Source organism: Geminicoccus harenae, assembly GCF_019800005.1.
Lineage (GTDB): Bacteria > Pseudomonadota > Alphaproteobacteria > Geminicoccales > Geminicoccaceae > Geminicoccus > Geminicoccus harenae.
Genome location: NZ_JABGCL010000007.1, coordinates 151,774 through 178,040, shown reverse-complemented (window position 1 = coordinate 178,040; position 26,267 = coordinate 151,774). Strand labels below are relative to the sequence as shown.

The window sequence follows — 26,267 nt, the reverse complement described above, 5'->3', positions numbered from 1 at the left end:
CATGCAGACCCTGCTCCAGTTCACCATCGACGTGCTCAGCCTAGGGGGCGCCTATGCGCTCATGGCGCTGGGCCTGGTGATCGTCTACGGCATCCTCAAGCTCGTGAACTTCGCCTATGGCGAGCTGATCATGGTGGCGGGCTACGGCCTGTTCCTGATGAACGGCTCAGGATTGCCCTGGCTGGTCATGGCGGCCGTGGCGGTCCTCCTTGCGGTCGTGACCGGTGTGCTCACCGAATATGCCGCGTTCCGCCCGGTCCGGGCCAAGTCGGTGACCGCGGTGCTGATCACCTCGTTCGCCTTCTCGACCATCCTGCAGAACGCAGCACTCCTGTTCATCTCGCCCCGGCCCCGCAACGTGCCACTGCCCGACCTGTTCTCGCAGACCGTGGCGTTCGGCGGCATCCTGATCCCGGCGCGCAACCTGATCACCATCGTGGCCTCGATCGGCCTGCTCCTGCTGTTCGCCTTCCTGATGAAGCGCACGGTGCTGGGGATCGCGATGCGGGCGGCGGCCACCCAGTTCCGCATGGCGCGGATGCTGGGCGTGCCGGCCAACCTGATCATCTCGACGGCATTCGCGATCAGCGGCTTCTTCGCAGGCGTGGTGTCGCTGCTCTGGATCGGCCGGATCGGCTCGGTCACCCCGGGCGTCGGCCTGGAGCCGCTCCTGGTGGCGTTCATCGCGACCGTGATCGGGGGGATGCGCAGCCTGCAGGGGGCGGTGCTGGGCGGCTTCCTCCTGGCCTTCATCAACACGGCGCTGAACTACCTCCTGACCCAGGACCTCCTGCAGTTCCGCGACGCCTTCACCTTCACCCTCGTCATCCTCATCCTGCTCTGGCGACCCGAGGGCCTGATCCGCGGTCCCGCCACCGGCCAGCGGACCTGAAGCTCGTGAAACCCGGCAACATCCTGACCCTCGTCATCCTGCTGGGCCTGGTCGCCCTGCTCGTGCTGGTCCCGCAGCTCGTGGGCTCGCGGGTGGTCGAGCGGATCGCCACGGCGCTCGCCGTCAGCCTGGTGCTGGTGGTGGGTCTGCAGACCTTCACCGGCAATTCCGGGATCCTGTCGTTCGCCCATATCGGCTTCATGGGGATCGGCGCCTATGCCTCGGCGGTGCTGACCATCCCGGTGCAGATGCGCGGCATGGCGCTGCCCGACCTGTACGGGGTGCTGGCCGGGATCCAGGTGACGCCCACGGTCGGCATCGTCCTGGGCGGAGCGGTTGCCGCACTGGTCGCCGCGGCCGTGGCCTATCCGCTGATGCGCCTGTCCGACGCGCCGGCGGTGATCACCTCCTTTGCGCTGCTCGTGGTGATCTACACCGTCCTCCAGCACTGGAGTGCCGTCACCAACGGTCCGCGCACCCTGTTCGGCCTGCCCAAGGCCACCACCCTGCCGCTCACCGCGGCGATCGCCGCCGTCGTGATCGTCGTGGCGCTGGCGTTCAAGGAATCGCGCACCGGCCTGCTCCTGCGCGCGTCACGCGACGACGAGCGGGCGGCCGCAGCACTGGGGGCCGGCATCCCGGCGCTGCGCTGGCGGGCCTTCATCCTGAGCGCGCTGATCGCCGGGATCGGCGGGGCGCTCTGGGGCCACTTCGTCACCTCCTTCTCGCCCAAGGCCTTCTACCTGAAGGAAACCTTCGTGATCCTGGGCATGCTGGTGATCGGCGGCATGAACACGGTGACTGGTGCGGTGATCGGCACCTTCCTCATCGCCCTGCTGTTCGAGGGCCTGCGCGCGCTGGAGACCGCGCTCAACGCGTCGGGCGCCTTTGCCGACCAGGTCGTGGGCGTCACGGAGATCGTGCTGGCGCTCGCGATGATGGCCGTGATGTTCCTGCGGCCCGGCGGCCTGTTCGCCGCCACCGAGATCGGGCCACTGATCCTGCGCCGCTTCACCCGGAGAGCCCCGCCATGAGCTGGAAGACCCGCCACCGTTCCTTCTACTACGCCAACGCGCCCGAGCCGGACGACATCGTCCTGGACCCGAAGGAAACGGCGCTGCTCGTGATCGACGTGCAGAAGACCTATCTCAAGCCGAAGCCCGACCCGGCCGAGAACGAGGCCTGGCAGCCCTTCTTCCGGCGCATGGACGAGGTGGTGATCCCGAACATCCGCCGGCTGATCCAGGACAGCCGCCAGCGTGGGGTCGAGGTGATCTACGCCCGGATCGCCTGCCTGAAGAATGACGGCCGTGACCGCTCGCTCAGCCAGAAGCGGCCGGGCTTCAACTACCTGCTCCTGCCGCGCAACGAGGAGGAGGGGCAGATCGTCGACGAACTGGCGCCGCAGGGCGACGAGATCGTGGTGGAGAAGACCACCGACAGCGCGCTCACCGGCACCAACCTGCGCATCCTGCTCGCCAACATGGGCATCAGGAATGTGGTGGCCACCGGGATCTTCACCGACCAGTGCGTGTCCTCGACGGTGCGCAGCCTGTCCGACGAGAGCTTCAACGTGGTGGTGGTCGAGGACGCTTGTGCCGCGGCCACCGACGAACTGCAGAACCGCGAGCTGGAGATCATCAACATGATCTACTGCCACGTGGTGAACAGCGAGGAGCTGCAAAGCTTCTATCAGGCCTGAGCCATGCGCCCCTGCGGCGCTTGACAAGCCAACTACCATACAAGAGGCTTCCCTGCAGCTGCCGGCGAGAGCAGCGCATAAGCAGGGAAGCCTTCAGATGACCCAGCCGATCCTCAGTCGGCGGACGACGCTGCGCTCGCTCGGTGCCGTTGCCGCCGCATCGGTCCTGACCCCGCGCCGGGCACGTGCCCAGGCACCCGTCCAGATGATCAGCCACCGCTACCCGGCGCTGGAGCTGTTCGCCGAGAAGATGCGGGGGGCGGTCGAGGGGGTCGAGGTCAACACCCAGCTCATGCCGTTCGACAAGGCCAATGAGCTCGCGACCATCGCGCTGTCGTCCAAGGCCGACACGCTGGACATCGTCTATGCCAGCGACAGCACGGTGCAGAAATACGCCAAGAACGGCTGGCTCATGCCGCTCGACGACCTGTTCGAGAAGTACAAGGAGGAATTCAACCTCGGCGACTTCCCGGAAAGCGGGCTGGCACCCTACCGCTACGAGGGCAAGCTCTACGTCCTGCCGCACACCGTCAACGTGATGATGCTGTTCTACCGCAAGGACCTGCTCGACGCGGAAGGCAAGCAGCCGCCCAAGACGATCGCCGAGTACCAGGAGATCGCCGAATACTTCAACTCGCCGATGCGCGCCGGCTCGGTGAACTGCCTGAAGCCCGTGGATGCCGGGCTGAACGAGGCGCACTGGTTCATCAATGCGCTGGGTGATGGCTGGTTCGACGACCAGTGGAAGCCGGTCTTCAACAACGAGAAGGGCGTGGCGGCGATCGAGACGCTCAAGGAGATCACCGGCTACGCCCAGCGTGGTTTCGCCACGGCGGCGAATGACGAGTGCTCGCTGGCCTACCAGCAGGACATCGGCGTGATGGGCCTGCAATGGGCGACCCGGGCCGCGTCCATGGACGATCCGGCCAAGTCCAGGGTGGTCGGCATGATCGACTGGGCGGCGGCACCGGGCGGCCATGCCAGGCTGTCCGGCGACGGCTATGCGATCTCCGCCTTCACCAAGCAGGACCCGGACCTCCTGTTCCGGATCATCGCCACCTCGTCCAGCGACGCCACCCAGCGGGAAGCGGCGTCCCTGATGGTGCCGTCCCGGGAATCGGTGCTGCGCGACCCCGAGTTCGCCAAGAAGTTCCGGCACTATCCGGGCATCCTGGCGGCTCTGGAGACCGCCCAGCCATTCCCGCCGCTGCCGGAGTTCTACGAAGCGGGCGAGTTCATCACCCGCCGTGTCCTGCAGGCGGTGGCCGGCGAGATGGACGTGAAGGCAGCCCTGGATGCGGCCGCCGGCGAGACGGAACAGCTTCTGAAGAGCCGCGGCTACTACAACTGAGCGCGGTCCAGGACCGATCAGGCCTTCAACGAACCGATCAGGGAAGCACGATGCCGGGATTCGATCTGGACCGTCGGCGGGCGCTGGGGGTGCTCGGTGCGGCGGCGGCCACCACGGCGCTGGTGGGCGGCACCGCCCGTGCCCAGGCACCCGTCCAGATGATCAGCCACCGCTTTCCGGCACTCGAGTTCTATGCCGAGAAGATGCGCGGTGCGGTCGAGGGGGTGGAGGTCAACACCCAGCTCATGCCGTTCGACAAGGCCAATGAGCTGGCGACGATCGGCCTGTCGTCCAAGGCCGACACGCTCGACATCGTCTATGCCAACGACACCACCGTCCACAAATACGCCAAGAACGGCTGGCTGATGCCGCTGGACGATTTGTGGGCGAAGTTCAGCGACGAGTTCGACCTGGCCGACTTCCCGGAACGGGCGCTGGCGCCCTACCGCTACGAGGGCAAGCTCTACTGCGTGCCCCACAACGTCAACGTGATGCTGTTCTTCTACCGGCGTGACCTGTTCGAGGAAGCGGGCAAGCAGCCGCCTGCCACCATGGCCGAGTACGTGGAACTGGCCAAGGAGTTCCATACGCCGATGCGGGCCGGCACGATCAAGTGCCTGAAGCCGATCGATGCGACGATGAACGAGGCGCACTGGTACTTCAACACGATCGGCGACGGCTGGTTCGACCAGGACTGGCGGCCGGTCTTCAACAGCGAGAACGGCGTCAAGGCGATCGAGGCGCTCAAAGAGGTGACCGGCTACGCGCAGCGTGGCTATGCGACCGCCGCCAACGACGAATGCACCCTGGCCCTGCAGCAGGACCTGGCGGCGATGGGCCTGCAATGGGCCAGCCGCACCGCGGCCATGGACGACCCGACCAAGTCGCGCGTGGTCGACCTGATCGACTGGGCGGCAGCACCGGGCGGCCATACCCGGACCGCCACGGACGGCTATGCGATCAGCGCCTTCACCCGGCAGGACCCGGAGCTGCTGTTCCGGATCCTCGCGACCTCGTCGAGTGCGGCGAACATGCGCGAAGGGGCGGCCATGCTGGTGCCGCCGCGCGATTCGGTCCTGCGCGACCCGGAACTCGCCAAGCAGTTCCGCCAGTATCCGGGCATCCTGGCAGCCCTGGAAACCGCCGTGCCGACCCCGCCATTGCCGGAGTTCTACGAGGCCGGTGAGTTCATCACCCGGCGCATCCTGCAGGCGGTGGCCGGCGAGATGGAGGTCAAGGCGGCGCTCGACGCGGCGGCAGCGGAAACCACGCAACTGCTGGAGAGCCGGGGCTACTACCGCTGATCGCACCCTGGAACGTCCTCGATCCGGAAGACTCGATCCGACATGCAGACTCAACGGGGCCTCTGGCTCTTCCTCGTGCCGAGCGGGCTCGTGATCTCGCTGGTGCTGCTCTACCCGCTCGGCTACGCGATCTATCTGAGCTTCTTCAACTACTATCTGGGCGGACAGCCGCCGACCTTCATCGGCTTCGGCAACTATGTGGCGCTGTTCGGCGACGAGCGGTTCTGGGGGTCGATCGGCAAGACCGTCCTGATCGTGGCCGGTGCGGTCAGCCTCGAGTTCGTGCTGGGCCTGGCGGTGGCCTTCGGCCTCTACAAGCTCACCTTCGGCGTGAAGCCCCTCAACCTCCTGATGTTCCTGCCGCACATCGTGACCCCGGTGGTGGCGGCCCTGTTCCTGCGCTGGATCTTCACCGGTCGCTGGGGCCTGCTCGACGCGATCATCATGAGCTTCAACATCTTCCCGCCGGACTGGCTGGGCACGCCCGGCTGGGCGCGGTTCACCGTGATCGTCGCTGACGCCTGGCAGTTCACGCCGTTCATGATCCTGGTGCTCTATGCCGGCCTGAACACGGTCGACAACAGCCAGATCGAATCGGCGCAGATGGACGGGGCCGGCAACTGGACGATCCTGACCCGGATCATGCTGCCGGCGATCAAGCCGCTGATCCTGTTCGTGCTGGCGATCCGGATCATGGATGCGTTCCGGTTCTTCGACCAGATCTACGTGCTGACCGCCGGCGGGCCCGGCACCGCCACTGAGACGCTCACCATGTACACCTACGCGCTGGCGTTCCGCCTGCTCGAGATCGGCAAGGCCTCGGCGCTGGGCGTGCTGACCCTGCTGCTCTCGGCACTGACGATCGGGCTGGTGATCGCCGTGCTCTACCGGCGCGACAAGGGGGCTTTCTGATGCGGCCGTCGCGCACCACCCAGATGGTGCTGTTCCTGGCGCTGTGCGCCTTCACGGTCGTGAACCTGACCCCGATCATCTGGGCGTTCATGACCTCGATCAAGCAGCCGGTCGACGCCTTCTCGGTGCCACCCAAGCTGATCTTCACGCCCACCTTCGAGTTCCACTACCAGGTCTGGGTCGAGAAGGAGTTCTGGCGCTTTCTCATCAACAGTGCGGTGATCGCGATCTCGACCGTGTGCATCTCCGTGCCCATCGGGACGATGGCGGCGTTCGCGCTGTCCAGGATGCGGGGAGGCGGCTCGCGCGGGATCCTGTTCGGCCTGCTGGCGATGCGGATGTTCCCGCACATCCTGCTGGCCATCCCGTTCTTCGTGCTGGCCCAGTGGCTCAGCCTGATCGACACCTACCCGATGATGATCATGGCGCTGGTCGCGATCAACCAGCCCTTCACGATCTGGATGATGCGCAGCTTCTTCATGGACGTACCGCTGGAGCTGGACGAGGCGGCCAGGATCGACGGCTGCAACCTGTGGCAGGTCTTCTACCAGGTGGCCCTGCCGGTGGTGCGCCCGGGCCTGTGGATCACGTCCCTGTTCAGCCTGCTGCTGGCCTATAACGAGTTCCTGTTCGCGCTGGTGCTGACCGGGCCGAACACCAAGACCCTGCCCGTGGCGATCGCCGAGTACGGGGCGGAGGACCTGAACTACTGGTCGTTGTCCGCCGCGGCGGCGATCGGGATCATGCTGCCGATCGTGCTGTTCATGATGGCGCTGCAGCGCCACCTGGTGCGCGGCCTGGCATTCGGCGCGGTGAAGGGCTGAGATCATGGAGAAATCGATGCGGGCCAGCGGGGCCATTGACTGCGACGTCCATCCCAACGTGCCGAGCATGCAGGCACTGGTGCCCTATCTCGACCCCTACTGGCAGGAGATGGTGGACGTCCGCGGCATCGAGACGTTCGAGAACCGCAGCTTCCCCCTGATGGCGCCGATCAACGCCCGGCCGGAATGGCGGGACGGGAAGGGCAGGGCGGCGGAGAGCGTCGAGCGCATCCAGCGGGAACTGTTCGACCGCTGGGACCCGGCGATCGCGATCTGCAACTGCCTCTACGGCGTGCAGATGATCAACGACGAGCACATGGCGGCCGCCTTCGCCACCGCGGTCAACCGCTGGATCGCGGCGGAGTGGCTGGACAAGGAGCCCCGGCTGCGCGCCTCGATCGTGGTGCCGGTGCAGAACCCGGAGCTGGCGGTCGACGAGATCGAGCGCTGGGCAGGGGACAAGCGCTTCGTCTCGGTGCTGGTGCTGGTGATGGGCGAGCTGCCGCTGGGCAAGAGCTTCCACTGGCCGATCTACCGGGCTGCGGAGAAGCACGGCCTGCCGATCTGCATCCACTTGGGCAGCTCCTATCGGCATCCGGTCACCGCATCCGGCTGGCCCACCTACCATGTCGAGGACTATGTCGTTCAGACCCAGGCCTTCCAGGCGCAGACCGCCAGCCTGATCAGCCACGGCGTCTTCCAGAAATTCCCCAAGCTGAAGGTGGTGCTGGCCGAATCCGGGGTGACCTGGCTGCCGACCTTCCTGTGGCGCTTCTCCAAGGGCTGGCGTGGCTTGCGCATCGAGGTGCCGTGGGTGGACCGCTCGCCGCTCGAGATCGTCCGCGACCATTTCCGGCTGACCCTGCAACCGTTCGATGCGCCGCAGAATCCGGTTGAAGTAGCGCGCGCGCTCGATCATCTGGGCTCGGAAGATTTACTCCTGTACTCGTCGGACTATCCTCATTGGCAGTTCGACGGCGACGACCTGATGCCTGCTGGCTTTTCGGAGGAGCTGCAGCGCAAGATCATGGTCGACAATCCGCTCGCTACCTATCCTCGTCTGGGAGGCACGATATGACCCTCGAGGTTCTTGATCGGTCGCAGACGGAGACCGCGGCACAAGCGGCCCCCGTGCGCGCCAAGCCGCAGCGGCTGAGCATCATCGATTGCGACTTCCACCCGACGGTGAAGACGATCGACGAGCTGAAGCCCTATCTCAGCAAGCGCTGGTGGGAGCGGATCCAGACCTACGGGCTCCGGCCGCGTCATGCCTTCGTCAACGGCGATCCCTATCCCAAGGCCGCGCCGCGGGCGGCACGGCGCGACGCCTGGGGGCCGGACGGCAGCCAGCCGGGCAGCGACCTGGCCTTTACCCAGCAGCACTATCTGGACGCCTACAACGTCGAGTACGCCATGATGGCGCCGCTCTACCCGAGCGGCCAGGCCGACCAGGACCCGGACTTCACCACCGCGATGGTGAGTGCCGTCAACGACTGGCAGCTCGATGCCTGGGCGCACCAGGACAGGCGGCTGAAGGCCTCGATCCTGGTCTCCTACGAGGACCCCCAGTCCTCGGTGGCCGAGATCGAGAAGCGGGCCGGCGACAAGAGCTTCTCCCAGGTCCTGCTCCTGACCCGCACCAACGAGCCGCTCGGCCGCAAGCGCTACTGGCCGATCTACGAGGCGGCGGAGCGGCACGGGCTGCCGGTGGCGATGCACGTGTTCGGCTATAGCGGCTTCCCGGTGAGCGGCACCGGCTGGCCGTCCTATTATCTCGAGGAAACGACCGGCCACTCGGCGGCCTGCCAGTCGGTGGTCGCGAGCCTCGTGCTGGAAGGCGTGTTCGAGCGCTTCCCGGACGTGAAGTTCATCAACATCGAGGGCGGCTTCGGCTGGCTGGCGGCCCTGTCCTGGCGGCTCGACAAGCACTGGTCGCGGCTGCGCGCCGAGGTCCCGCACCTCAAGCGCCCGCCGTCGGAATATCTGAAGGAACAGCTCTACATCACCACCCAGCCGATGGACGAGCCGGAGACTCCGCGCCAGCTCATCGACCTGATGGAGCAGGTGGGCATGGACCGGCTCCTGTTCGCCACCGACTATCCGCACTGGGACTTCGATGACCCGGCGCGGGCCTTGCCGCGCGGGCTGACGCCGGAGCAGACACGTGCGATCTGCTCGGAGAACGCGCGCCAGCTGTTCCGCCTCTGACGCATGGCCAAGCATGTCGTCGCGACCGCCGCCGAGATTCCCGACGGCGGTCGCAAGCTGGTCGAGATCAACGGCCGGCCGATCGCGATCTTCCATGTGAAGGGCGAGTTCTTCGCCCTTTACGACAAGTGCCCGCACGAGGGCGGCAGCCTGTGCACCGGCAAGCTGACCAGCCTGGTCGGCTCGGACGGGCCGGGCCGCTACAGCCTGAGCCGGCAGGGCGAGATCGTCCGCTGCCCCTGGCATGGTTGGGAGTTCGACCTGCGCACCGGCAAGTCCTACTGCGACCCGGTGAAGATGCGGGTGCGCAACTATGCGGTCTCGGTCGAGTCGGGGGCGCGGGTGGTGGAAGGGCCCTACCGGGCCGAGACCTTCCCGGTCTCGGTGGAGGGCGAGTACGTGGTGGTGGAGGTCTGAGCCACAGGCTTCAGCGCGGCTTCGACTCCACGTGGCCGCCGAAGCCGAGCCGCATGGCGGAGAGCAGCTTCTCGCCGAACGTGTGCTCCTCCCGCGAGCGGAAGCGGGCGAACAGGGCGGCGGACAGCACGTTGACCGGGACCGCCTCCTCGATGGCGGCGTTGATCATCCAGCGGCCCTCGCCGGAATCCGCGACCTCGCCGGTGAAGCCGTCGAGATCCGGTTCCTTCGCCAGGGCCGCGGCGCTCAGGTCGAGCAGCCAGGAGGTGATCACGCTGCCGCGGCGCCAGACCTCGGCGATGTCCGCCAGGTTCAGTTCGTAGCGCTCCTCCTCGGGCAGCTCGGTGCTGCTCTTGCCGCGCAGCACGTCGAAGCCCTCGGCATAGGCCTGCATCAGGCCGTACTCGATGCCGTTATGGACCATCTTCACGAAATGGCCGGAGCCGACCGGGCCGGTATGCAGGTAGCCCTGCTCGGCGTGCGGGTCGAGCGCGTCGCGGCCGGGCGTGAGGGGGATATCGCCCCGGCCGGGGGCCAGCGCCTGGAAGATCGGGTCCAGATGATCGACGGCGCCCTTGTCACCGCCGATCATCATGCAGTAGCCGCGCTCCAGGCCCAGACCCCGCCGGAAGTGCCGACGTCGACATAGCGGATGCCCTTGGGTGCGAGCGCCTCTGCCCGGCGGATGTCGTCCTTGTAGAAGCTGTTGCCGCCGTCGATCACGATGTCGCCGGGTGCCAGCAACTCGCCCAGGCGGGTGACCATGCGCTCGGTGATCGGGCCGGCCGGCAGCATCGTCCAGACGGCACGCGGCGGCCGGAGCTGGGCCACCAGCTCCTCCACGGAGTTGCTGCCGACGGCCCCCTCGGCGACCAGCGCGTCGACCGTGACCGGCGCCATGTCGAACACGACCGCCTCATGGCCATGGCGCAGCAGCCGCCGCACGATGTTGCCGCCCATCCGGCCAAGGCCGACCATTCCGAGCTGCATGCCGCTCCCCCCGTGCCAAGCCCCTCCGCCCGTTCCGTTGCCGCCGGCCCTCAGCCGCCGTTCGCCACGCGGGCAATCTGCTCTTTCGCGGCCTCGGCCACCTTGTCCGCGGTGAAGCCGAAATGGCTGAGCAATGCCTTCAGCGGCGCGGATGCGCCGAACTCCTGCATGCCGATCTTGGCACCCTTGCGCCCGGCATAGCGGTCCCAGCCGATCACGGAGGCCTGCTCGACGCTCACCCGCGCCTCGATCGAGGCCGGCAGCACCTCGTCCTGGTAGGCCCCGTCCTGTTCCTCGAACAGTTCCCAGCTCGGCATGGAGACCACCCGGCTGCGAACGCCCTCGGCCCGCAGCTTCTCGTGTGCCTCGATGCAGATCTGCACCTCGCTGCCGGTGCCGATCAGGATCACTTCCGGCTTGCCGTCCTCGGGCTCGGCCATGATGTAGGCGCCGCGGGCGGTACCTTCCGCGGAGCGGTAGCGCTCGCGGTCGAAGGTCGGCAGCGCCTGGCGGGACAGGACCAGGCAGGCCGGCTGGTGCCGGAGCTGCGCGATCACCCGCCAGGCCTCGGCGACCTCGTTGGCATCGGCCGGGCGCAGCGTGATCAGGCCCGGGATCGAGCGCAGGCTGAGCAGCTGCTCGATCGGCTGGTGGGTCGGGCCGTCCTCGCCGACCCCGATCGAATCATGGGTGAAGATCCAGACGACCGGCAGCTCCATCAGGGCGGAGAGCCGGATCGCCGGCTTCATGTAGTCGCTGAAGATCAGGAAGGTGGAGCCGTAGGCGCGCAGCTTGGACAGGGCCAGGCCGTTGCAGGCCGAGCCCATCGCATGCTCGCGGATGCCGAAATGGAGGTTGCGGCCGCCGGGCTCGTCCGCCTGGAGCGAGCCCGCACCCTCGAACTTGAGCAGGGTCTTAGTCGACGGCGCCAGGTCGGCGGCCCCGCCCACCAGCCAGGGCAGGTTCTTCGCCAGGGCGTTCAGGACCTGGCTGGACGAATCGCGGCTGGCGATGCCCTTGGCGTCCGCAGGGAAGCTCGGGATGTCCCTGTCCCAGCCTTCCGGCAGCTCGCGGCGCTGCATCTGCTCGACCTGGCGGGCCTCCTCGGGGAACTGCTGGGCGTAGCGCGCGAACAGCTCCTTCCACTCCGCGTTGGCCTTGCCGCCGCGCGCGCCGATACCGTTCGCGAAATGGTCGTAGACGCCGTCAGGCACCAGGAACTGGGCATCCTCCGGCCAGCCATAGGCCTGCTTGGCACCCTTGATCTCGTCCGCACCCAGCGGCTCGCCGTGGGCGGAGGCCGTGCCGGCCTTCTTCGGCGCGCCATAGCCGATCACGCTCTTCACGATGATCATGGTGGGCTTGTCGGTGCGGCTCCTGAAGCCGGCCAGGGCCCGGGCGAGGGCGGCGCGATCGTTCGCGTCCTCGACATGCTCGACATGCCAGCCATGGCCGGCAAAGCGGGTGCCCACGTCCTCAGAGAAGGCGAGGCTGGTGCCGCCCTCGATGGTGATGTGGTTGCTGTCGTAGATCCAGCAGAGGTTGGCCAGCCGGAGATGGCCGGCCAGCGAGGCCGCCTCGGCGCACACGCCTTCCATCAGGTCGCCGTCGCCGGCCAGTGCATAGACCTTGTAGTCGAACAGCGTGAAGCCCGGCCGGTTGTACTGCGTGGCCAGCCAGCGCTCGGCCATGGCCATGCCGACGCTGGTGGCGACCCCCTGGCCCAGCGGGCCGGTGGTGGTCTCGACGCCGGAGGTCAGGTGGTATTCGGGGTGGCCCGGGCACTTGCTGTCGAGCTGGCGGAAGTTCTGGATGTCCTCCAGCGACACCGACACGCTGTCGGTCTGGTTGTAGTCGCTGTCGACCGCTCGGGTCCTGGTCAGGTGCAGCAGGCCGTAGAGCAGCATCGAGGCGTGTCCGACCGACAGGACGAACCGGTCGCGGTTCGGCCAGATGGGATCGGCGGGATCGAAGCGCAGATGGTTCTGCCAGAGCTCGTAGCCGACCGGGGCCAGCGCCATGGGTGTGCCCGGATGGCCGGAATTCGCCTTCTGCACCGCATCCATCGCCAGCGTGCGGATGGTGTCGATGCAGAGCCGGTCGAGGTCGCCAGGCTGCACGCTCATCTCGATCCCACTTCCTGAAGGGAAAACCCGTAGGGGTGCTGTTCTAGCCACGGCAATGCATTACCATCAACGTAGTGCGGGCAGGGAGGTTGCCTGCCGGCGGGGTCCGGGTCCGGCGATGGGCGGAGAACTGGCGGAGGTGGACGGCCAGAAGCGGGCGGCCGCGGCAGCGGCGGCGGCACTGGTCGAGGACGGGATGACGGTGGGGCTGGGCACCGGCTCGACCGCCGCCTACGTGATCGCCGCCCTGATCCGGCGGGTGGCCGAGGAAAGCCTGCGGATCGAGGCGGTGCCGACCTCCATCCGCAGCGCCGAGCAGGCGAGCGCGGGCGGGATCAGCCTGACCGATCTCGGCCACCAGCCGCGGCTGGATCTCACCATCGATGGCGCAGACCAGGTGGTTCCCGGCAGCCTCGACCTGATCAAGGGCCTGGGCGGTGCGTTGCTGCGCGAGAAGATCGTGGCGGCGGCCAGCGCCCGGCTGGTGATCGTGGTGGATGGGCGCAAGCTGTCGGACCGGCTGACTTTGCCCGTGCCGGTGGAGGTGGTCGAGTTCGGCTGGCAGGCTACGGCCCGCAAGATCGCGGAACTCGGCGGCCAGCCGGTGCTGCGCGGCGGGGAGGCAGCGCCGTTCCGCACCGATGGCGGCAACCTCATCCTGGACTGCACCTTTGGAACCATCGCCGACCCGCCGGGCTTGGACCGGATGCTGAAGCTGCTGGTGGGCGTGGTCGAGACGGGGCTGTTCATCGACCGGGCCGAACGGGTGCTGGCGGCAGAGCCGGGCGGCGTGCGCACGCTGCTGCCGTCGGCGAGAACAAGGGAGGATCAGGGAGCCCGATGAAGAACCTCGTGGTGGTGGTGATGGGCGTCACCAGCTCCGGCAAGACCACGGTCGCCGAGGCGATCGCCGAAAAGTATGGCTGGCCGTTCCAGGAAGGCGACGCGCTGCATCCGGAGGCGAACGTCGCGAAGATGTCCAAGGGCATCCCGCTCACCGACGAGGACCGCTGGCCCTGGCTGGACAAGGTGGCTGCCTGGATCGACGCGCGGCTGGCAGCGGGCGAATCCGGCGTGATCACCTGCTCGATGCTCAAGCGCATCTACCGGGACAAGGTGATCGGCGACCGGGAGCGCGTGCGGATCCTGTTCCTGAACGGCGAGAAGTCGGTGATCGCGGAGCGCATGGCCAAGCGCAAGGGCCACTACATGCCGACCAGCCTGCTCGACAGCCAGATCGAGACGCTGGAGCCGCCAGGATCGGACGAGCGGCCCCTGCTGGTCGATATCGGCCTCGACATCGAGCACATGGTCGACCAGGCGCTGCGCCTGGTCGATGCAGCCCGGCGCGAGGGCTGACCGGGCGGCGATGTGCGCGGTGCGCGATATCTCGGGTGCCTCGCTGCCACTGTCGATCGTCATTGGACTGTCATGAAGGGCGAGACGAGGAACTCGGATCCGCTCCGCGGGCGTCCGCTTGGCCAGTCGAGGTCGAGGAAGCGGTGGAACGTGGAGTGTAGCTTCCGACAGGGTCGACTGGCCGGAGACTTCGGGCCTGCCTGATGCGGGGGGATGCCGGGGGCGGAACGGGCGGCGCAACGTTGTCCCATTGCCACGGATGAGCGGGAACCCGTCCTGCGGCGACCGCCGGCCTGGAAGATGGGCCGGAGAATGACTATCTTTCGGGTTGAATTACCTTAGAAGGGACGGGGACCGGTGCGGATTCAGTACGGCGCGGTGCCGGTCGCCGTTCACGAGGGCGAGCCCATGATCATGCTGGTGACCTCGCGCGGGGCCGGCCGGTGGATCATTCCCAAGGGGCGGCCCGAGAAGGGCGTGGCGCCGCACAAGCTGGCGGCGCGCGAAGCGTTCGAGGAGGCGGGGCTGCTCGGGCGGATCGACCGCCAGCCGCTCGGCCGCTATCGCGACGTCAAGCGCCGCGCCGACGGCAACGCAGTCGCGTATGAGATCGAGGTCTTCCGCCTGGATGTCGAGAGCGAGCTGCCCGACTGGCCGGAAAAGGGCCAGCGCGAGCGCCGCTGGTATTCGCTCGACGAGGCGGTGGCCAGGGCGGAGCCGGACGGGCTCGTGAGCATCCTGGCCGAGCTTCGGACATGGCTGGAGCGCGAGGCCGCACTATCTACCAGCCGGGCGCCTTCCGCGGCAGCGTGACCGCGGCAGCACGAGGCGCCCCCTGAAGGGGTGCCGCGCCCCGCTGGAGGTGGCAGGGCTTGTCGGGCAACGCACGTCAGCGTCTGGTGATCGTCGTGGTGGCGGCGGCGCTGTTCATGGAGAATCTGGACAGCACCGTCCTGGTGACCGCACTGCCCACGATCGCGGCGGACTTCGGCACCGATCCGGTCCATCTGAAGCTGGCGCTCACCACCTATCTGGTCAGCCTCGCCGTATGCGTGCCGGCCAGCGGCTGGATCGCCGACCGGTTCGGTGCACGGCGGGTATTCACGCTGGCGATCGTGCTGTTCTGCACCGCCTCCCTCCTGTGCAGCCTGGCCGGCAGCGTGCCGGAACTGGTGGCCGGCCGCGCCCTGCAGGGAATGGGCGGTGCCCTGATGGTGCCGGTGGGCCGCCTCGTCATCCTGCGCCTGGTGCCCAAGCACGAGCTGGTGGGGGCGATGGCGTGGTTCACCATGCCGGCCCTGATCGGCCCGTTGATGGGCCCGCCGGTGGGCGGCTTCATCGTCACGGTCGCCGACTGGCGCTGGATCTTCTGGATCAACCTGCCGGTGGGTGCTGTGGCGCTGGTGGCGGCCTGGTTCCTGATGCCCAGGATCGCCGCCCGGGACGTGCCGCCCTTCGACCTGCGGGGCTTCGGCCTGCTGGCGGTCTGCTTGGCCTCGGTGGTGGCGGCCGAGGCGTTCTTCGGCACCGGCGACCGGCCGCTGCTCCTGGCGGGCCTCCTGGCGCTGACCGGCCTCGTCACCGGCTGGCTCTATGTCCGCCATGCGCTGCGCAGTACACGGCCGCTGCTCGACCTCCGGCTCCTGCGGATCGACACGTTCCGTGCCGGGATGCTGGGCGGGTTCCTGTTCCGGGCCGGGGCCGGCGCCACGCCGTTCCTGCTGCCCCTGCTCCTGCAGCTTGCGCTGGGCCTGGACCCGCTCACCAGCGGGCTCACCACCTTCGCCACGGCGTTCGGTGCCTTCCTGATGAAGCCGCTGGCCCGGCCGGTCCTGGACCGGTTCGGCTTCCGCCAGGTGCTGATCGTGAATGTCGGGATCAGCGCCGCCCTGCTGGTGGCGCCGATCCTGTTCGGCCACGGCACGCCCTGGCTGGTGATGATCGGCGTACTGGTCCTGGCCGGGCTCACCCGCTCCTTGCAGTTCACCTCGCTCAACACGCTGGCGATGGCCGACCTGCCCGATGAGGTGCAGAGCCAGGGGACCAGCACCGCCAGCGTGGTTCAGCAGGTCTCCGTCTCCCTGGGCGTGACGATCGCGGCCGTGTCGCTGGACCTGGCCCGCTGGCTGCATGGTGCGGGGGAACTGGGCGTCGCCGAGTTCCGGTTCGCCTTCCTGTGCGCCGGCTTGGTCGCCCTGACCGCCCTGCCGGTGTTCCTGGCACTGCCCGCCGATGCCGGGGCGGCACTGGTGCGCGGCGGCATCCGCGGCCCCGGCTCGCGCCCGAAATAGCGCGCCCGGAGCGGGCCCCGCTGTGAAATCCACAAGCAGAGGGCAACAATCCATCTTGTGGGGGGACGCGATGTCGTTACCGTTCGCCGGCCAGAGCGACAGCGGACAGGGAACGGAACCGGATGACGATGCCACGCGACCCCCTCGCCGGGGCCAGCGAACTCTGCCGGATGGGCGCTGCCGAACTGGCCGCCGGCTATGCCAGGGGGGTCTTCTCCCCGGTGGAGGTGGCAAGAGCGGTGCTCGAGCGCGCCGAGGCGGTCCAGCCCGAGCTCAACGCGTTCACCCGGATCGACCATGAGGGTGCCCTGGCCCAGGCCAGGGAATCGGAGCGGCGCTGGCGGGACAAGGCGCCCTTGTCCGAGGTGGACGGCGTGCCGGCGACCATCAAGGACATCGTCTGGATGAAGGACCAGGCGGTGCGCTACGGCACGATATCGGTGCCGGCGGTCGAGGCCAGCGAGGATGCGCCGTCGGTGGCGCGGATGCGCGCGGCCGGCCTGGTCTTCCTGGGGCTCACCACCACGCCGGAATTCGGCTGGAAGGCGCTGACCGACAGCCCTGGCTTCGGCGTCACCCGCAACCCGCACCGCCCGGACGTGACGCCGGGCGGCTCCAGCGGCGGGGCGGCGGTGGCGGCGGCCGTGGGTGCCGGCGTGTTCCACCTGGGCACCGATGGCGGCGGCTCCATCCGGATCCCCTCGACCTTCACCGGCATCGTCGGGCTGAAGCCGAGCTTCGGCCGGGTCGCGGCCTATCCGGCCAGCCCGTTCGGCACGGTCGCCCATATCGGGCCGATGACCCGCACCGTGGCGGATGCGAAGGCGATGCTGGCGGTCATGGCCGGGCCCGACCCGCGCGACTGGTACCAGCAACCGGGCGCCTTCCCGAGCCTGACCGCGGCGGCCGAGAAGATCGCGGGCCTGAAGGTCGGTTACTGGAGCAAGCCGCCGTCCGGCAGCGTCCACCCGGAGGTAGCGGCGCGCATCGACCAGGTGGTGCAGGCGCTGGCGGCAGCCGGTGCGGTGGTCGAGCCGTTCGACCTGCCGGGCGAGGACCTCCATGCGGTGTTCCAGACCTTGTGGTTCTCCGGTGCCGCGGCCAGGCGTGAGATGGTGCCGGCGGCAGGCCGGGCGAAGCACGACCCGGGCTTCCAGGCGATCGCGGAGGCGGGGCTGAAGATCCCGGCCGCCGAGTTCATCCGCGCCAGCAGCATGCGTGCGGCGTTCGGTGCCGCCATGGACGCGGCCCTGGCGCGCTACGACGTGCTGGTCTCGCCCGGGGCGGCCATTCCGGCCTTCACGGCCGGGCTGGAGGTGCCAGAAGGCTCCGGCCTCGGCCGTTGGACCGAGTGGGCCGGCTTCAGCTACCCGATCAACCTGACCCAGCAGCCAGCGGCGGTGATCCCGGCGGGCAAGACCGGGGACGGGCTGCCGATCGGGCTGCAGATCGTGGGTGCCCGCGGCCAGGACGGGCGCGTGCTGGCCGTGGCCGAGGCTTTCGAGACGGCAGGAATCGCGAGGGGCTGATCCGCATAGAGAATTGTTGGGGGGAACGTCATGACGAACCGGCGTGCGTTGTTGAAGGGCTCGGCGGCACTGGGCGGTGCCGCGATGATGCTGGCCTCGGTCAACCGGGAGGCGCGCGCCGAGGGCGATCCCATCCCGATCGGCTCGGCCCTGCCGCTGTCGGGCTACGCCGCCGCCGACGGCATCGAGTTCAAGAACGGGCTGGAACTCGCCGCGGAGGAGATCAACGCGGCGGGCGGCATCCTGGGCCGGCCGATCGAGCTGCATATCGAGGACACCAAGGACATGGGGGCGGACGTCGTCACCCAGGCCATGCAGCGGCTGATCGACCGGCACGAGGTGCCGGCGATCATCAACGGCTACAACACCGGCACCAACATGGTGGAGATGGACGTCGCCGCCGACAACGACATCATCTTCAACCATTACAACACGCTGATCTCGCACAACGAGAAGTTCAAGAGCGACCCGGAGCGCTACTACAGCTGCTTCCAGGGCGACCCGCCGGAATACTACTATGGCCCCGGCTGCCTCCTGTTCCTGAGGAACCTGATCGAGACGGGGCAGTGGCAGGCGCCGAACAACAAGATCGCGATCGTGCCATCCGCCAACGAGTATTCGGTGGTAATCGCCAATGCGGTGAAGGCGCAGGCGGAGCAGTACGGCTTCACGGTCAGCCTGTTCGAGACCGTGCCGTTCCCGACCAACCAGTGGGGCCCGACGCTCGCCAAGCTGCGTCAGGACCCGCCGGCCGCGATCATCGTCACCCATTTCCTGCCGCAGGACCTGGCCCAGTTCATGGTCCAGTTCCAGACCCAGCCGATCGACGCGCTGGTCTACATGCAGTACGGCCCCTCGTTGCCGGCCTTTCGGGAGATCGGCAAGGAGGCCATCAACGGCGTGATCTACTCGACCCTGGTGGGCTGCCTGCCGGACGAGTTCTCCGCAGTGTATCGCCAGAAGTACCGCGAGAAGTTCGGGCCGAACTCGGCCTACATCACCGGCTCGCAGACCTATGACGGGCTGTGGCACTACGCGCTGTCCGCCGCGATCGCGGGCGGGCCTGGCGAGCCTTTCGACCGGGAGCAGATCGAGAAGGTCGCAGCGGCCATGCGCCGGCTGATCTATCGCGGCATGAACGGCATCTATCGCTGCGACCCCGAGGGCCAGTCCGGCTACTGCTACCCGACCCAGATCTCCGATCCGTCGCTCGGCATGCCGCACCAGTTCCTGCAGCACCAGGACCACAACACCGACCCGAAGCTGATCGCGCCGGCGCTCTACGCCACCAACCAGTTCGTGCTGCCGCCCTGGATCAAGGCCTGATCCGGGCTGCCCGCCGGTGACCGGCCCGGACTCCGCCCTGCTCGTCTGCGAGGGGGTGAGCAAGCATTACGGCTCGCTGAAGGCCGTGGACAGGCTGTCGCTCACGGTCCGGCCGGGCGAGGTGCTGGGCATCGGCGGGCCGAACGGGGCCGGCAAGACCACCCTGTTCGACGTGATCACCGGGATCGCCCCTGCCACGCATGGCCGGGTGCTGGTGCAGGGCGTGGACGTCACCCGCGCCCTGCCGGACCGGATCTGCCAGATGGGGCTGGTGCGGACCTTCCAGCTCAATGCCGCCTTCGACTCCTTGAGCGTGCGCGACAACATCCAGCTCGCCGCCTATTTCGGCAAGGCGCGGCGCGGGCTGCCGGGCTTCCGGTTCGGCAAGGGGGCGCTCCGGCGTAGCGAGGCGGCCATCGAGCTGCTGGGACTGGAGGCGGTGGCGTCGCGGCCGGCGGGCGAGCTGCCGGTGCTGGAGCGCAAGCTCCTGATGATCGCCAGTGCGGTCGCGACCGAGCCCAGGGTGGTGCTGCTGGACGAGCCGGTGGGCGGGCTAAACCCGCACGAGATCGACCGGGTGGTGGACGTCGTGCACAGGCTGCGCGGGCAGGGCCTCACCGTCGTGCTGATCGAGCACGTGATGCGCTTCCTCCTGCAGCTTTCCAGCCGGGTGATGATCATGCACCAGGGCCGCTCGATCTATGAGGGCCCGCCGGAGGGCGTGCCGGAGGATCCGACCGTGGTCGAGACCTATCTGGGCGCGGCGACCACGAAACGGCTGCGGCGCTTCTTCCAGGGCGAGGCCGCCCATGGCTGAGGCGGCACTCGCCATCGACGCTCTGGTCACCGGCTATGACCGCCGCGACGTGCTCACCGGCATCTCGCTGGACCTGCCCGACGGCGCGCTGGTGACCGTGGTCGGGCCGAACGGCCACGGCAAGACCACGCTCCTGCGTGCCATTTCCGGCCTCCTGCCGACCCGCAGGGGCAGCATCCGCCTGTTCGGCCGCAAGCTCGCGGGCCTGGCGCCGCACCAGGTGGCGGCGGCCGGCATCGTCCATGTCCCGCAGGGCGACCTCCTGTTCCCGCAGATGAGCGTCCACGAGAACCTGCTGATGGGGGCGTACCTGGAGAACGACCAGGCGGTGATCCGGCGGCGGCTGGAGGAGGTGGAAGCGCTCCTGCCGAAGCTCGCCGAGCGGCGCGACCAGCTGGCCTCCTCGCTCTCGGGCGGCGAGCGGCGCATGGTCGGGATCGGCCGGGGCCTGATGATGGGCGGGCGGGTCATGCTGATCGACGAGCCGTCCTTGGGCCTGGCACCCATCATCATCGAGCAGGTCTACGAGGTGATCGCAAGGCTCAAGGCGTCGGGCCGCACCATCCTCCTGGTCGAGGAGAACCCGGCGCGCGTCGCGGACCTGGCGGATGCCATCCACCTGCTCGACAATGGCCGGATCGTCTGGTCCGGGCCGCCGCACGACCTGCTCGAGCGCGACGAGCTGCTCGAGACCTATCTTGGAGGCTGACGGTGGAGATCCTGGGCCCGGTCCTCGTCGCCGGCATCACGACCGGCGCGCTCTACGCCCTGGCCACGATCGGCCTGTCGCTCGTCTGGGGCGCGCTCGGCATGCTGAACATGGCCCATGGCGCGCTGCTCACCATCGGCGGCTATGCTGCCTTCACGCTGGCGACGCTCATGGGCGCGCCCTGGCCGGTGGCGGTGCTGGCGCCGGTCGTGGTCGGTGCGCTGATCGGGGCGGTAATCTACCTGCTGGTCGCCCAGCCGCTGCTGGCACGGGCACCCAGGAGCTTCGAGACCAACGTGATCATCGCCACGTTCGGCGTGGCGATGGCCCTGGAGAATGCGGTCCTGCTGATCTTCGGCGGGCAGCCGTTCGGCCAGTCGATCGCCCTGACGGGGCATCTCCAGGCCGGCGGCATCTTCATACCGTGGCAGAATGTCCTCATCGTCGCCGTGGTGCTGGTTCTGATGGCCGGCACCGCCTTCTTCCTTGCGCGAACCCGGGCAGGTCGTGCTATCCGGGCCACGGCCCAGCATCGTGAGGCCGCCCAGTTGCTGGGTGTGCCGGTCGGCCGGGTCTATCTGCAGGTGCTGGCGTTGTCGGGGGGCATCGCCGGCACCTGTGGCCTCCTGGTGAGCTCGATCACCCAGCTCTCGCCGACGCTGGGCGCCGATCCGATGCTCAAGGCCTTCATCATGTGCGTGGTGGCCGGGCTGGGGAACCTGCCCGGTGCGATCGGTGCGGCCTTCGTGCTGGCGTTGATCGAGGCATTTGCGAGCTACGCGCTGGGGGCGCGCTGGGGCTTCCCGCTGCTGCTGGCGATCGTGATCCTGGTGCTGATCTGGCGGCCGGACGGCCTGTTCGGCCGTGCCGCGGTGCGGCGGCTGTGATGCCGGCCCGCGGGGGGAGGGAACGGGGATGAGCCGTGCCGACCGGGGCCATCTGGTCTTCGGCCTGATCGTGCTGGCAGCGCTCGCCGCCCTGCCGTTCGTGGCCGACAGCCGCTACGTGCTGGGCCAGGTGATCCTGGCTCTGTTCTACGCGATCGTCGCATCCCAGTGGAACCTGCTGTTCGGCTTTGCCGGGGTGTTCTCGCTGGGGCAGATGGCCCTGTTCGCCTTCGGCGGCTACGCCACGGCAATGCTGGGCTTCTATCTGGACTGGTCGATGTGGGTCGCCATGCCGGTGGCGGCGGTGGGCACGGTGCTGTTCAGCCTGGTCATCGGCCTCGCCTGCCTGCGCCTGGCCGGCGCCTATGTGGCGCTGCTGACGCTGGCGGTCGCCCAGGTCATGTACCTCCTGATCGTGACCGACACGGACTGCTTCGTCATGCAGGGTGCAACCTGCCGGCAGTTCACCGGGGGTGCGGTGGGCTTCGCCCGGTTCGGCGACCTCGGCACGCGCGCGATCTTCAAGGGCGACTACGTGGTCGCGAACTATGCGATCGTCGCCGCTTTGTTCCTCCTCACCATGGGCTTCACCTGGGCAGTGATCCGCTCGCCGCTGGGCCTGGCCTTCCAGGCGCTGCGCGACAACCCGGGCTGTGCGGTGGCGCGCGGGATCAACCGGTTCTCCACCCAGCTCCTGGTGTTCGGCGCCTCCGCCTTCTTCACCGGGCTGGCGGGCGGCCTCTATGCCGCGCATTTCCAGGCGATCGGGCCGGGCGTGCTGTCGCTGTCCACCCTCATGTTCATCATCGCCATCGCGGTGGTGGGCGGGATCGGCAAGCTCTGGGGGCCGCTGGTGGGAGCGGTGATCCTGGTGCTGGCCGACGAGGCGCTGCGCGAGGTGGGCGGCGACTATCGCACGCTGGGCCTGGGGCTGATCATCGCGGCCGCGATGGTGCTGATGCCCAAGGGGGTGATCGGGCTGGTCGAGAGCATGGTGGCGCGGCTGCGCCCGGCGTCAGGCCGGGCCGCGGAATTCGTCAAATCAGGGACGTAGCATGTTCGATACGATTGTGGTGGGCGCCGGTACCGGCGGCTGCGTGATGGCCGGCCGGCTGAGCGAGGATCCCGGCCGCAAGGTGCTGCTGCTGGAAGCGGGCCGGGCGGCACCGCTCCCTTCCAAGATGCCGGCCATGTGGATCACCATGGTCAACACCGAGGTGGACTGGGGCTACCACACCGCACCGCAGCCGGGCTGCCGGATGCGCCGGATCTTCTGGCCGCGCGGCAAGATGATCGGCGGCTCGGGTGCCCTGAACGCGATGATCTATATCCGCGGCCTGCCGTCCGACTATGACGGCTGGGCCGCCATGGGGGCGGAAGGCTGGGCCTGGCGGGACGTCCTGCCCGTGTTCAAGGCGTCCGAGCGCAATGAACGCTTCGAGGCCGGCGAGTGGCATGGCAACGGCGGGCCGCTCAACATCACCGATGTCCCCTATGTGGACGCCACCGAGCGGCTCTGGCTCCAGGCCTGCCAGAATGCCGGCATCTCGTTCAACGAGGACTTCAACGGCGCCTCGCAGGAAGGCTGCGGCCTGTTCCAGCTCTTCCTCAAGAACGGCGAGCGGTTCGGCACGGCCAAGGCCTATCTGGAGCCGGCGCTGGAGCGCCCGAACCTGACGGTCGAATCGGGCGTGCTGACCACCCGGCTGATCGTCGAGAACGGCCGGGCGGTCGGGGTCGAGTATCTGAAGAACGGCCGGCCGCAGACCGCCTATGCCTCGTCGGAGGTGGTGCTGGCCTCGGGCTCGATCGGCTCGGCCCAGCTCCTGCTGCTGTCCGGGATCGGCCCGGCCGACGAACTGCGCCCGCACGGCATCGAGGTGGTCCACGACCTGCCGGGCGTGGGCAAGGACCTCCAGGACCATATCAACGTGCCGGTGACCTTCCACACCAAGGAGCCGGTCGGGATCGGCGGGATGACCGGCGCGGAGATCCGCGCCGCGATCGACGAGTGGTCGACCAGGCGGACCGGGGCGATCACCAGCAACTGGGCGGCGGCCGGCGGCCATGTGCGCAGCCGGCCGGACGTGGCCGAGCCGGACCTGCAGCTCTATGGCGTGATTGCCGCCAACCGCGACCATGCCCGCTATCTGTCGTCGCGGCCGGGCGTCACCCTGCACACCACGCTGCAGCGGCCGAACAGCCGGGGCGAGCTGACCCTGCGCTCGGCCGATCCGATCGAGCATCCCTGCCTGGATCCGCGCTACTTCGCCTCCGACCCGACCGGCCAGGACCTGGCGACGCTGGTGGAGGGGGTGAAGATCAGCCGGCGGATCGCGGCGTCGCAGCCGCTGGCCGAGGTGATCGACGCCGAGATCACGCCGTCGGCCGAGGCGCAGACGGATGCCGAGATCGCCGACTATGTCCGCGCCCACTGCACCACCCTCTACCACCCCGCCTGCACCTGCCGGATGGGCACCGATCCCATGGCGGTGACCGACCCGCAGCTGAAGGTGCGCGGGATCGACGGGCTCAGGGTCGCGGACGCCTCGGTGTTTCCGAAGATGATCTCCGGCAACACCAACGCCGCGACGATCATGGTGGCCGAGCGCTGCGCCTCGTTCATCCGGAAAGGGTGAGGCAGGGGCCGGCTTGCGCGACCGCATGCATGACCTGGACGTGGGCCTGCTGCTGGCGCTGGACGCGCTGCTGAAGGACCGGAACGTCACCCATGCGGCCGCCCGGCTGGGCATCACCCAGCCGGCTTTGTCGGCCCGGCTGACCCGGCTGCGGCAGCTGTTCGGCGATCCGCTGCTGATCCCGGCAGCGTCCGGGCGGGGGATGGTGCCCACACCGCACGCGGCGGCGCTGCAGCCGGAGCTCGGCAAGATCCTCGACCACCTGCGCGAGTTCGCCAACCTGGCGCAGGTGTTCGACCCTGCGACGAGTACCAGGACCTTCCGGATCGCCGCCACCGACAATCCGGCGGCGATCCTGGCGCCCGACCTGGTCCCGGTGCTCAAGGCGGCGGCACCCCAGGTACGCCTTGCGATCGTGCTGCCGGACCGGTCGCGGCTCACCGCCGACCTGGAGGAGGGGAGGGTCGACCTGTTCGTCGGCACGGCCGAGGACGCGGCGGGCAGCCTGATCGGCCGGACCCTGTTCGACGAGGAGTTCGTGACGGCGCAGCGGCGCGGTCATCCCAGGGGCAACCGGCCCCTGACCCTGGATGAGTACTGCGCGCTGGATCACCTGCTGATCTCGACCAGCGGCGGCAGCTTTACCGGCATGATCGACCAGGCCCTGGCCGCACTCGGCCGGCAGCGCCGGGTCTCGGTCTCGGTGCAGAACTACGCCCTGGCCCCGGTGGTGCTCATGAACAGCGACTGCATCTGCACCCTGCCGCGCCGCTTCCTCCAGCGCTTCACCACCGCCCTCGACCTGCTGGAGCCGCCCCTGGCGCTCGACCGGTTCCAGATGAGCGCCTTCTGGCACCCGCGCATGGCCGGCGACCCGGCCCATGCCTGGCTGCGCGAGCAGGTGTTCGCGGCGGCCCGGACGCAGCGGCCCTGACCGGCGGACCTGGGGCTATTCCCCGGCGCGGTTGCGGTATTCCAGGGAATGCCAGCTGAAGGAGTTTTCGCTCTCGGCGCGGATATAGCCGACGCCGGGGAAGGGCAGATGCGGGGCCGCGATCAGCTGGCGGCCTCCGGCGAAGTCCGTGAAGGCGGCGCTGCGCACCGCCCTGGCCGCGTCGGGGTCCAGGTCGTAGACGATGGTGATGGCGGGGTCGGGGAACTGCACCGCCGCCACATGGATGATGTCGCCGATGAAGACGATCGACTGGCCCTGGCTCGTCACCGTGTAGAACGCGCTGCCGGGCGTGTGGCCGGGATGGAGCGTCCCGACGATGCCGGGCAGGATCGTCTCCTTGTCCTCGAAGGTCCGGACCTTGCCGGCCTCCGCATAGACGCCGATCGTTTTTGCCGCCTCGTCGAAATAGCGCGGCGCGTAGCCGGTTTCTTCCGCATTGCCGGGCTCGAGGAAGAAGGCGGGGTCGGGTGCGCCGACATGGACGGTGGCGTTCGGGAAGGCCGGCCGGCCGTCCAGGACCAGGCCGCCCGAATGGTCGGTATGGATGTGGGTGATCAGGATGTCGGTGATGTCGCCCGGTGCGATGCCGACGCTGGCCAGGCTGTCCGGCAGCTTGCCGCCATGGCCCGGGCCGAACAGCTGGCCGGAGCCGGTGTCGACCAGGATGCGCCGGGCGCCGTCCTCGATGAGGAAGGCGTTGATCGACGCCTCGACCGGGTTCGACTGGAAGGCGCGCGCCAGCAGATTGTCGACCTCGGCAGGCGAGGTGCCGGTCATGAGCTGGTGCAGGTCCTGCGGGACGGTGCCGTCGGACAGGGCGACGATCCGGAGATCGCCCAGCGGGAAGGCGTAGGAGTCCGGGACCTGGACATGGCCGGCCGCTGCCGCCGGGTGCGTGATCGCCGTACTGGCCGGCAGGCCCTGGCCGAGTGCAAGGATCACGGCGGTGCCGGAAAGGAAGGAGCGGAGCCTCATGAGGGGTCTGTCTCGATGGGGGTGTCGTTCGCCCGGAGGTAGCGACGACGTGGC

24 protein-coding genes and 1 pseudogene are annotated in these 26,267 nt (G+C 68.6%); 22 read left to right on the top strand and 3 right to left on the bottom strand.

From position 1 onward, the window contains the following. Nucleotide 1: 1 nt before the first annotated feature. The 10 genes from HLA95_RS08700 to HLA95_RS08655 all read left to right on the top strand — a co-directional run bounded on the left by HLA95_RS08700 (nucleotide 2) and on the right by HLA95_RS08655 (nucleotide 9,610). Nucleotides 2-892, top strand: a complete 891-nt coding sequence (locus tag HLA95_RS08700) for a branched-chain amino acid ABC transporter permease (RefSeq protein WP_191058797.1) — start codon at nucleotides 2-4, stop codon at nucleotides 890-892. A 5-nt stretch (nucleotides 893-897) separates the two neighbouring features. Then, the gene (locus HLA95_RS08695) at nucleotides 898-1,926 is read left to right on the top strand and encodes a branched-chain amino acid ABC transporter permease (protein WP_191058798.1); all 1,029 of its coding nucleotides are present in this window, start codon (nucleotides 898-900) and stop codon (nucleotides 1,924-1,926) included. Beyond that, on the top strand, nucleotides 1,923-2,594 hold the full coding sequence (locus HLA95_RS08690) for a cysteine hydrolase family protein (protein WP_191058799.1): 672 nt from the start codon (nucleotides 1,923-1,925) through the stop codon (nucleotides 2,592-2,594). Before HLA95_RS08695 ends, HLA95_RS08690 begins: the two co-directional genes overlap by 4 nt. A 97-nt stretch (nucleotides 2,595-2,691) precedes the next feature. Continuing rightward, complete coding sequence (locus HLA95_RS08685) at nucleotides 2,692-3,945, top strand: extracellular solute-binding protein (protein ID WP_191058800.1); 1,254 nt, start codon at nucleotides 2,692-2,694, stop codon at nucleotides 3,943-3,945. Nucleotides 3,946-3,995: 50 nt separating this feature from the next. Continuing rightward, on the top strand, nucleotides 3,996-5,249 hold the full coding sequence (locus tag HLA95_RS08680; protein ID WP_191058801.1) for an ABC transporter substrate-binding protein: 1,254 nt from the start codon (nucleotides 3,996-3,998) through the stop codon (nucleotides 5,247-5,249). 42 nt (nucleotides 5,250-5,291) lie between these two features. Further along, the gene (locus tag HLA95_RS08675) at nucleotides 5,292-6,161 is read left to right on the top strand and encodes a carbohydrate ABC transporter permease (protein WP_191058802.1); all 870 of its coding nucleotides are present in this window, start codon (nucleotides 5,292-5,294) and stop codon (nucleotides 6,159-6,161) included. Next, nucleotides 6,161-6,985 carry a carbohydrate ABC transporter permease gene (locus HLA95_RS08670; protein ID WP_191058803.1) on the top strand — a complete coding sequence of 275 codons (825 nt, stop codon included), beginning with the start codon at nucleotides 6,161-6,163 and terminating at the stop codon, nucleotides 6,983-6,985. Before HLA95_RS08675 ends, HLA95_RS08670 begins: the two co-directional genes overlap by 1 nt. Nucleotides 6,986-7,001: 16 nt before the next feature. Further along, complete coding sequence (locus HLA95_RS08665; RefSeq protein ID WP_191058804.1) at nucleotides 7,002-8,063, top strand: amidohydrolase family protein; 1,062 nt, start codon at nucleotides 7,002-7,004, stop codon at nucleotides 8,061-8,063. Beyond that, nucleotides 8,060-9,193 (top strand): amidohydrolase family protein, encoded by a 1,134-nt coding sequence (locus HLA95_RS08660; protein WP_191058805.1) that lies wholly within the window; start codon nucleotides 8,060-8,062, stop codon nucleotides 9,191-9,193. Before HLA95_RS08665 ends, HLA95_RS08660 begins: the two co-directional genes overlap by 4 nt. Nucleotides 9,194-9,196: 3 nt before the next feature. After that, the gene (locus tag HLA95_RS08655; RefSeq protein WP_191058806.1) at nucleotides 9,197-9,610 is read left to right on the top strand and encodes a Rieske (2Fe-2S) protein; all 414 of its coding nucleotides are present in this window, start codon (nucleotides 9,197-9,199) and stop codon (nucleotides 9,608-9,610) included. Between the two features lie 10 nt (nucleotides 9,611-9,620). On the opposite strand, the pseudogene gnd reads toward HLA95_RS08655, so the two are convergent. Both gnd and tkt read right to left on the bottom strand, forming a co-directional pair. Beyond that, nucleotides 9,621-10,600 (bottom strand): annotated as a pseudogene (gnd, locus tag HLA95_RS08650) (phosphogluconate dehydrogenase (NAD(+)-dependent, decarboxylating)). A gap of 50 nt (nucleotides 10,601-10,650) precedes the next feature. After that, nucleotides 10,651-12,726 carry a transketolase gene (tkt, locus tag HLA95_RS08645; RefSeq protein WP_191060142.1) on the bottom strand — a complete coding sequence of 692 codons (2,076 nt, stop codon included), beginning with the start codon at nucleotides 12,724-12,726 and terminating at the stop codon, nucleotides 10,651-10,653. A 118-nt stretch (nucleotides 12,727-12,844) separates the two neighbouring features. Between tkt and rpiA the strand changes: the two genes are divergently transcribed. From rpiA to HLA95_RS08585, 12 genes are all read left to right on the top strand, one after another. Further along, nucleotides 12,845-13,570 carry a ribose-5-phosphate isomerase RpiA gene (rpiA, locus tag HLA95_RS08640; RefSeq protein ID WP_191060143.1) on the top strand — a complete coding sequence of 242 codons (726 nt, stop codon included), beginning with the start codon at nucleotides 12,845-12,847 and terminating at the stop codon, nucleotides 13,568-13,570. After that, nucleotides 13,567-14,085: a gluconokinase gene (locus tag HLA95_RS08635; protein ID WP_191060144.1), complete on the top strand. Its 519-nt coding sequence runs from the start codon at nucleotides 13,567-13,569 to the stop codon at nucleotides 14,083-14,085. Before rpiA ends, HLA95_RS08635 begins: the two co-directional genes overlap by 4 nt. A gap of 357 nt (nucleotides 14,086-14,442) precedes the next feature. Then, entirely contained in the window at nucleotides 14,443-14,898 is a 456-nt protein-coding gene (locus tag HLA95_RS08630) for an NUDIX hydrolase (protein WP_191060145.1), read from the top strand. A 59-nt stretch (nucleotides 14,899-14,957) separates the two neighbouring features. Then, nucleotides 14,958-16,376, top strand: a complete 1,419-nt coding sequence (locus HLA95_RS08625) for a DHA2 family efflux MFS transporter permease subunit (protein WP_223861553.1) — start codon at nucleotides 14,958-14,960, stop codon at nucleotides 16,374-16,376. Between the two features lie 122 nt (nucleotides 16,377-16,498). Further along, nucleotides 16,499-17,905, top strand: a complete 1,407-nt coding sequence (locus HLA95_RS08620; protein WP_255591649.1) for an amidase — start codon at nucleotides 16,499-16,501, stop codon at nucleotides 17,903-17,905. Between the two features lie 30 nt (nucleotides 17,906-17,935). Further along, nucleotides 17,936-19,231, top strand: coding sequence for an ABC transporter substrate-binding protein (locus tag HLA95_RS08615; RefSeq protein WP_191058996.1), 1,296 nt, complete (start codon nucleotides 17,936-17,938; stop codon nucleotides 19,229-19,231). A 16-nt stretch (nucleotides 19,232-19,247) separates the two neighbouring features. Then, nucleotides 19,248-20,048, top strand: coding sequence for an ABC transporter ATP-binding protein (locus HLA95_RS08610; protein WP_191058995.1), 801 nt, complete (start codon nucleotides 19,248-19,250; stop codon nucleotides 20,046-20,048). Continuing rightward, a complete protein-coding gene (locus HLA95_RS08605; protein ID WP_191058994.1) occupies nucleotides 20,041-20,757 on the top strand; it encodes an ABC transporter ATP-binding protein in 717 nt (238 codons plus the stop codon). The genes HLA95_RS08610 and HLA95_RS08605 overlap by 8 nt, the downstream gene beginning before the upstream one ends. 2 nt (nucleotides 20,758-20,759) lie before the next feature. Further along, a complete protein-coding gene (locus tag HLA95_RS08600) occupies nucleotides 20,760-21,644 on the top strand; it encodes a branched-chain amino acid ABC transporter permease (RefSeq protein WP_191058993.1) in 885 nt (294 codons plus the stop codon). 28 nt (nucleotides 21,645-21,672) lie between these two features. Next, entirely contained in the window at nucleotides 21,673-22,698 is a 1,026-nt protein-coding gene (locus HLA95_RS08595) for a branched-chain amino acid ABC transporter permease (RefSeq protein WP_191058992.1), read from the top strand. 1 nt (nucleotide 22,699) lies between these two features. Next, nucleotides 22,700-24,283: a GMC family oxidoreductase gene (locus tag HLA95_RS08590; protein ID WP_191058991.1), complete on the top strand. Its 1,584-nt coding sequence runs from the start codon at nucleotides 22,700-22,702 to the stop codon at nucleotides 24,281-24,283. Nucleotides 24,284-24,308: 25 nt separating this feature from the next. Then, on the top strand, nucleotides 24,309-25,217 hold the full coding sequence (locus tag HLA95_RS08585; RefSeq protein WP_191058997.1) for a LysR family transcriptional regulator: 909 nt from the start codon (nucleotides 24,309-24,311) through the stop codon (nucleotides 25,215-25,217). Between the two features lie 15 nt (nucleotides 25,218-25,232). Here HLA95_RS08585 and HLA95_RS08580 read toward each other — a convergent pair whose 3' ends face one another. Next, entirely contained in the window at nucleotides 25,233-26,213 is a 981-nt protein-coding gene (locus HLA95_RS08580; RefSeq protein WP_191058990.1) for an MBL fold metallo-hydrolase, read from the bottom strand. Nucleotides 26,214-26,267 lie beyond the last annotated feature (54 nt).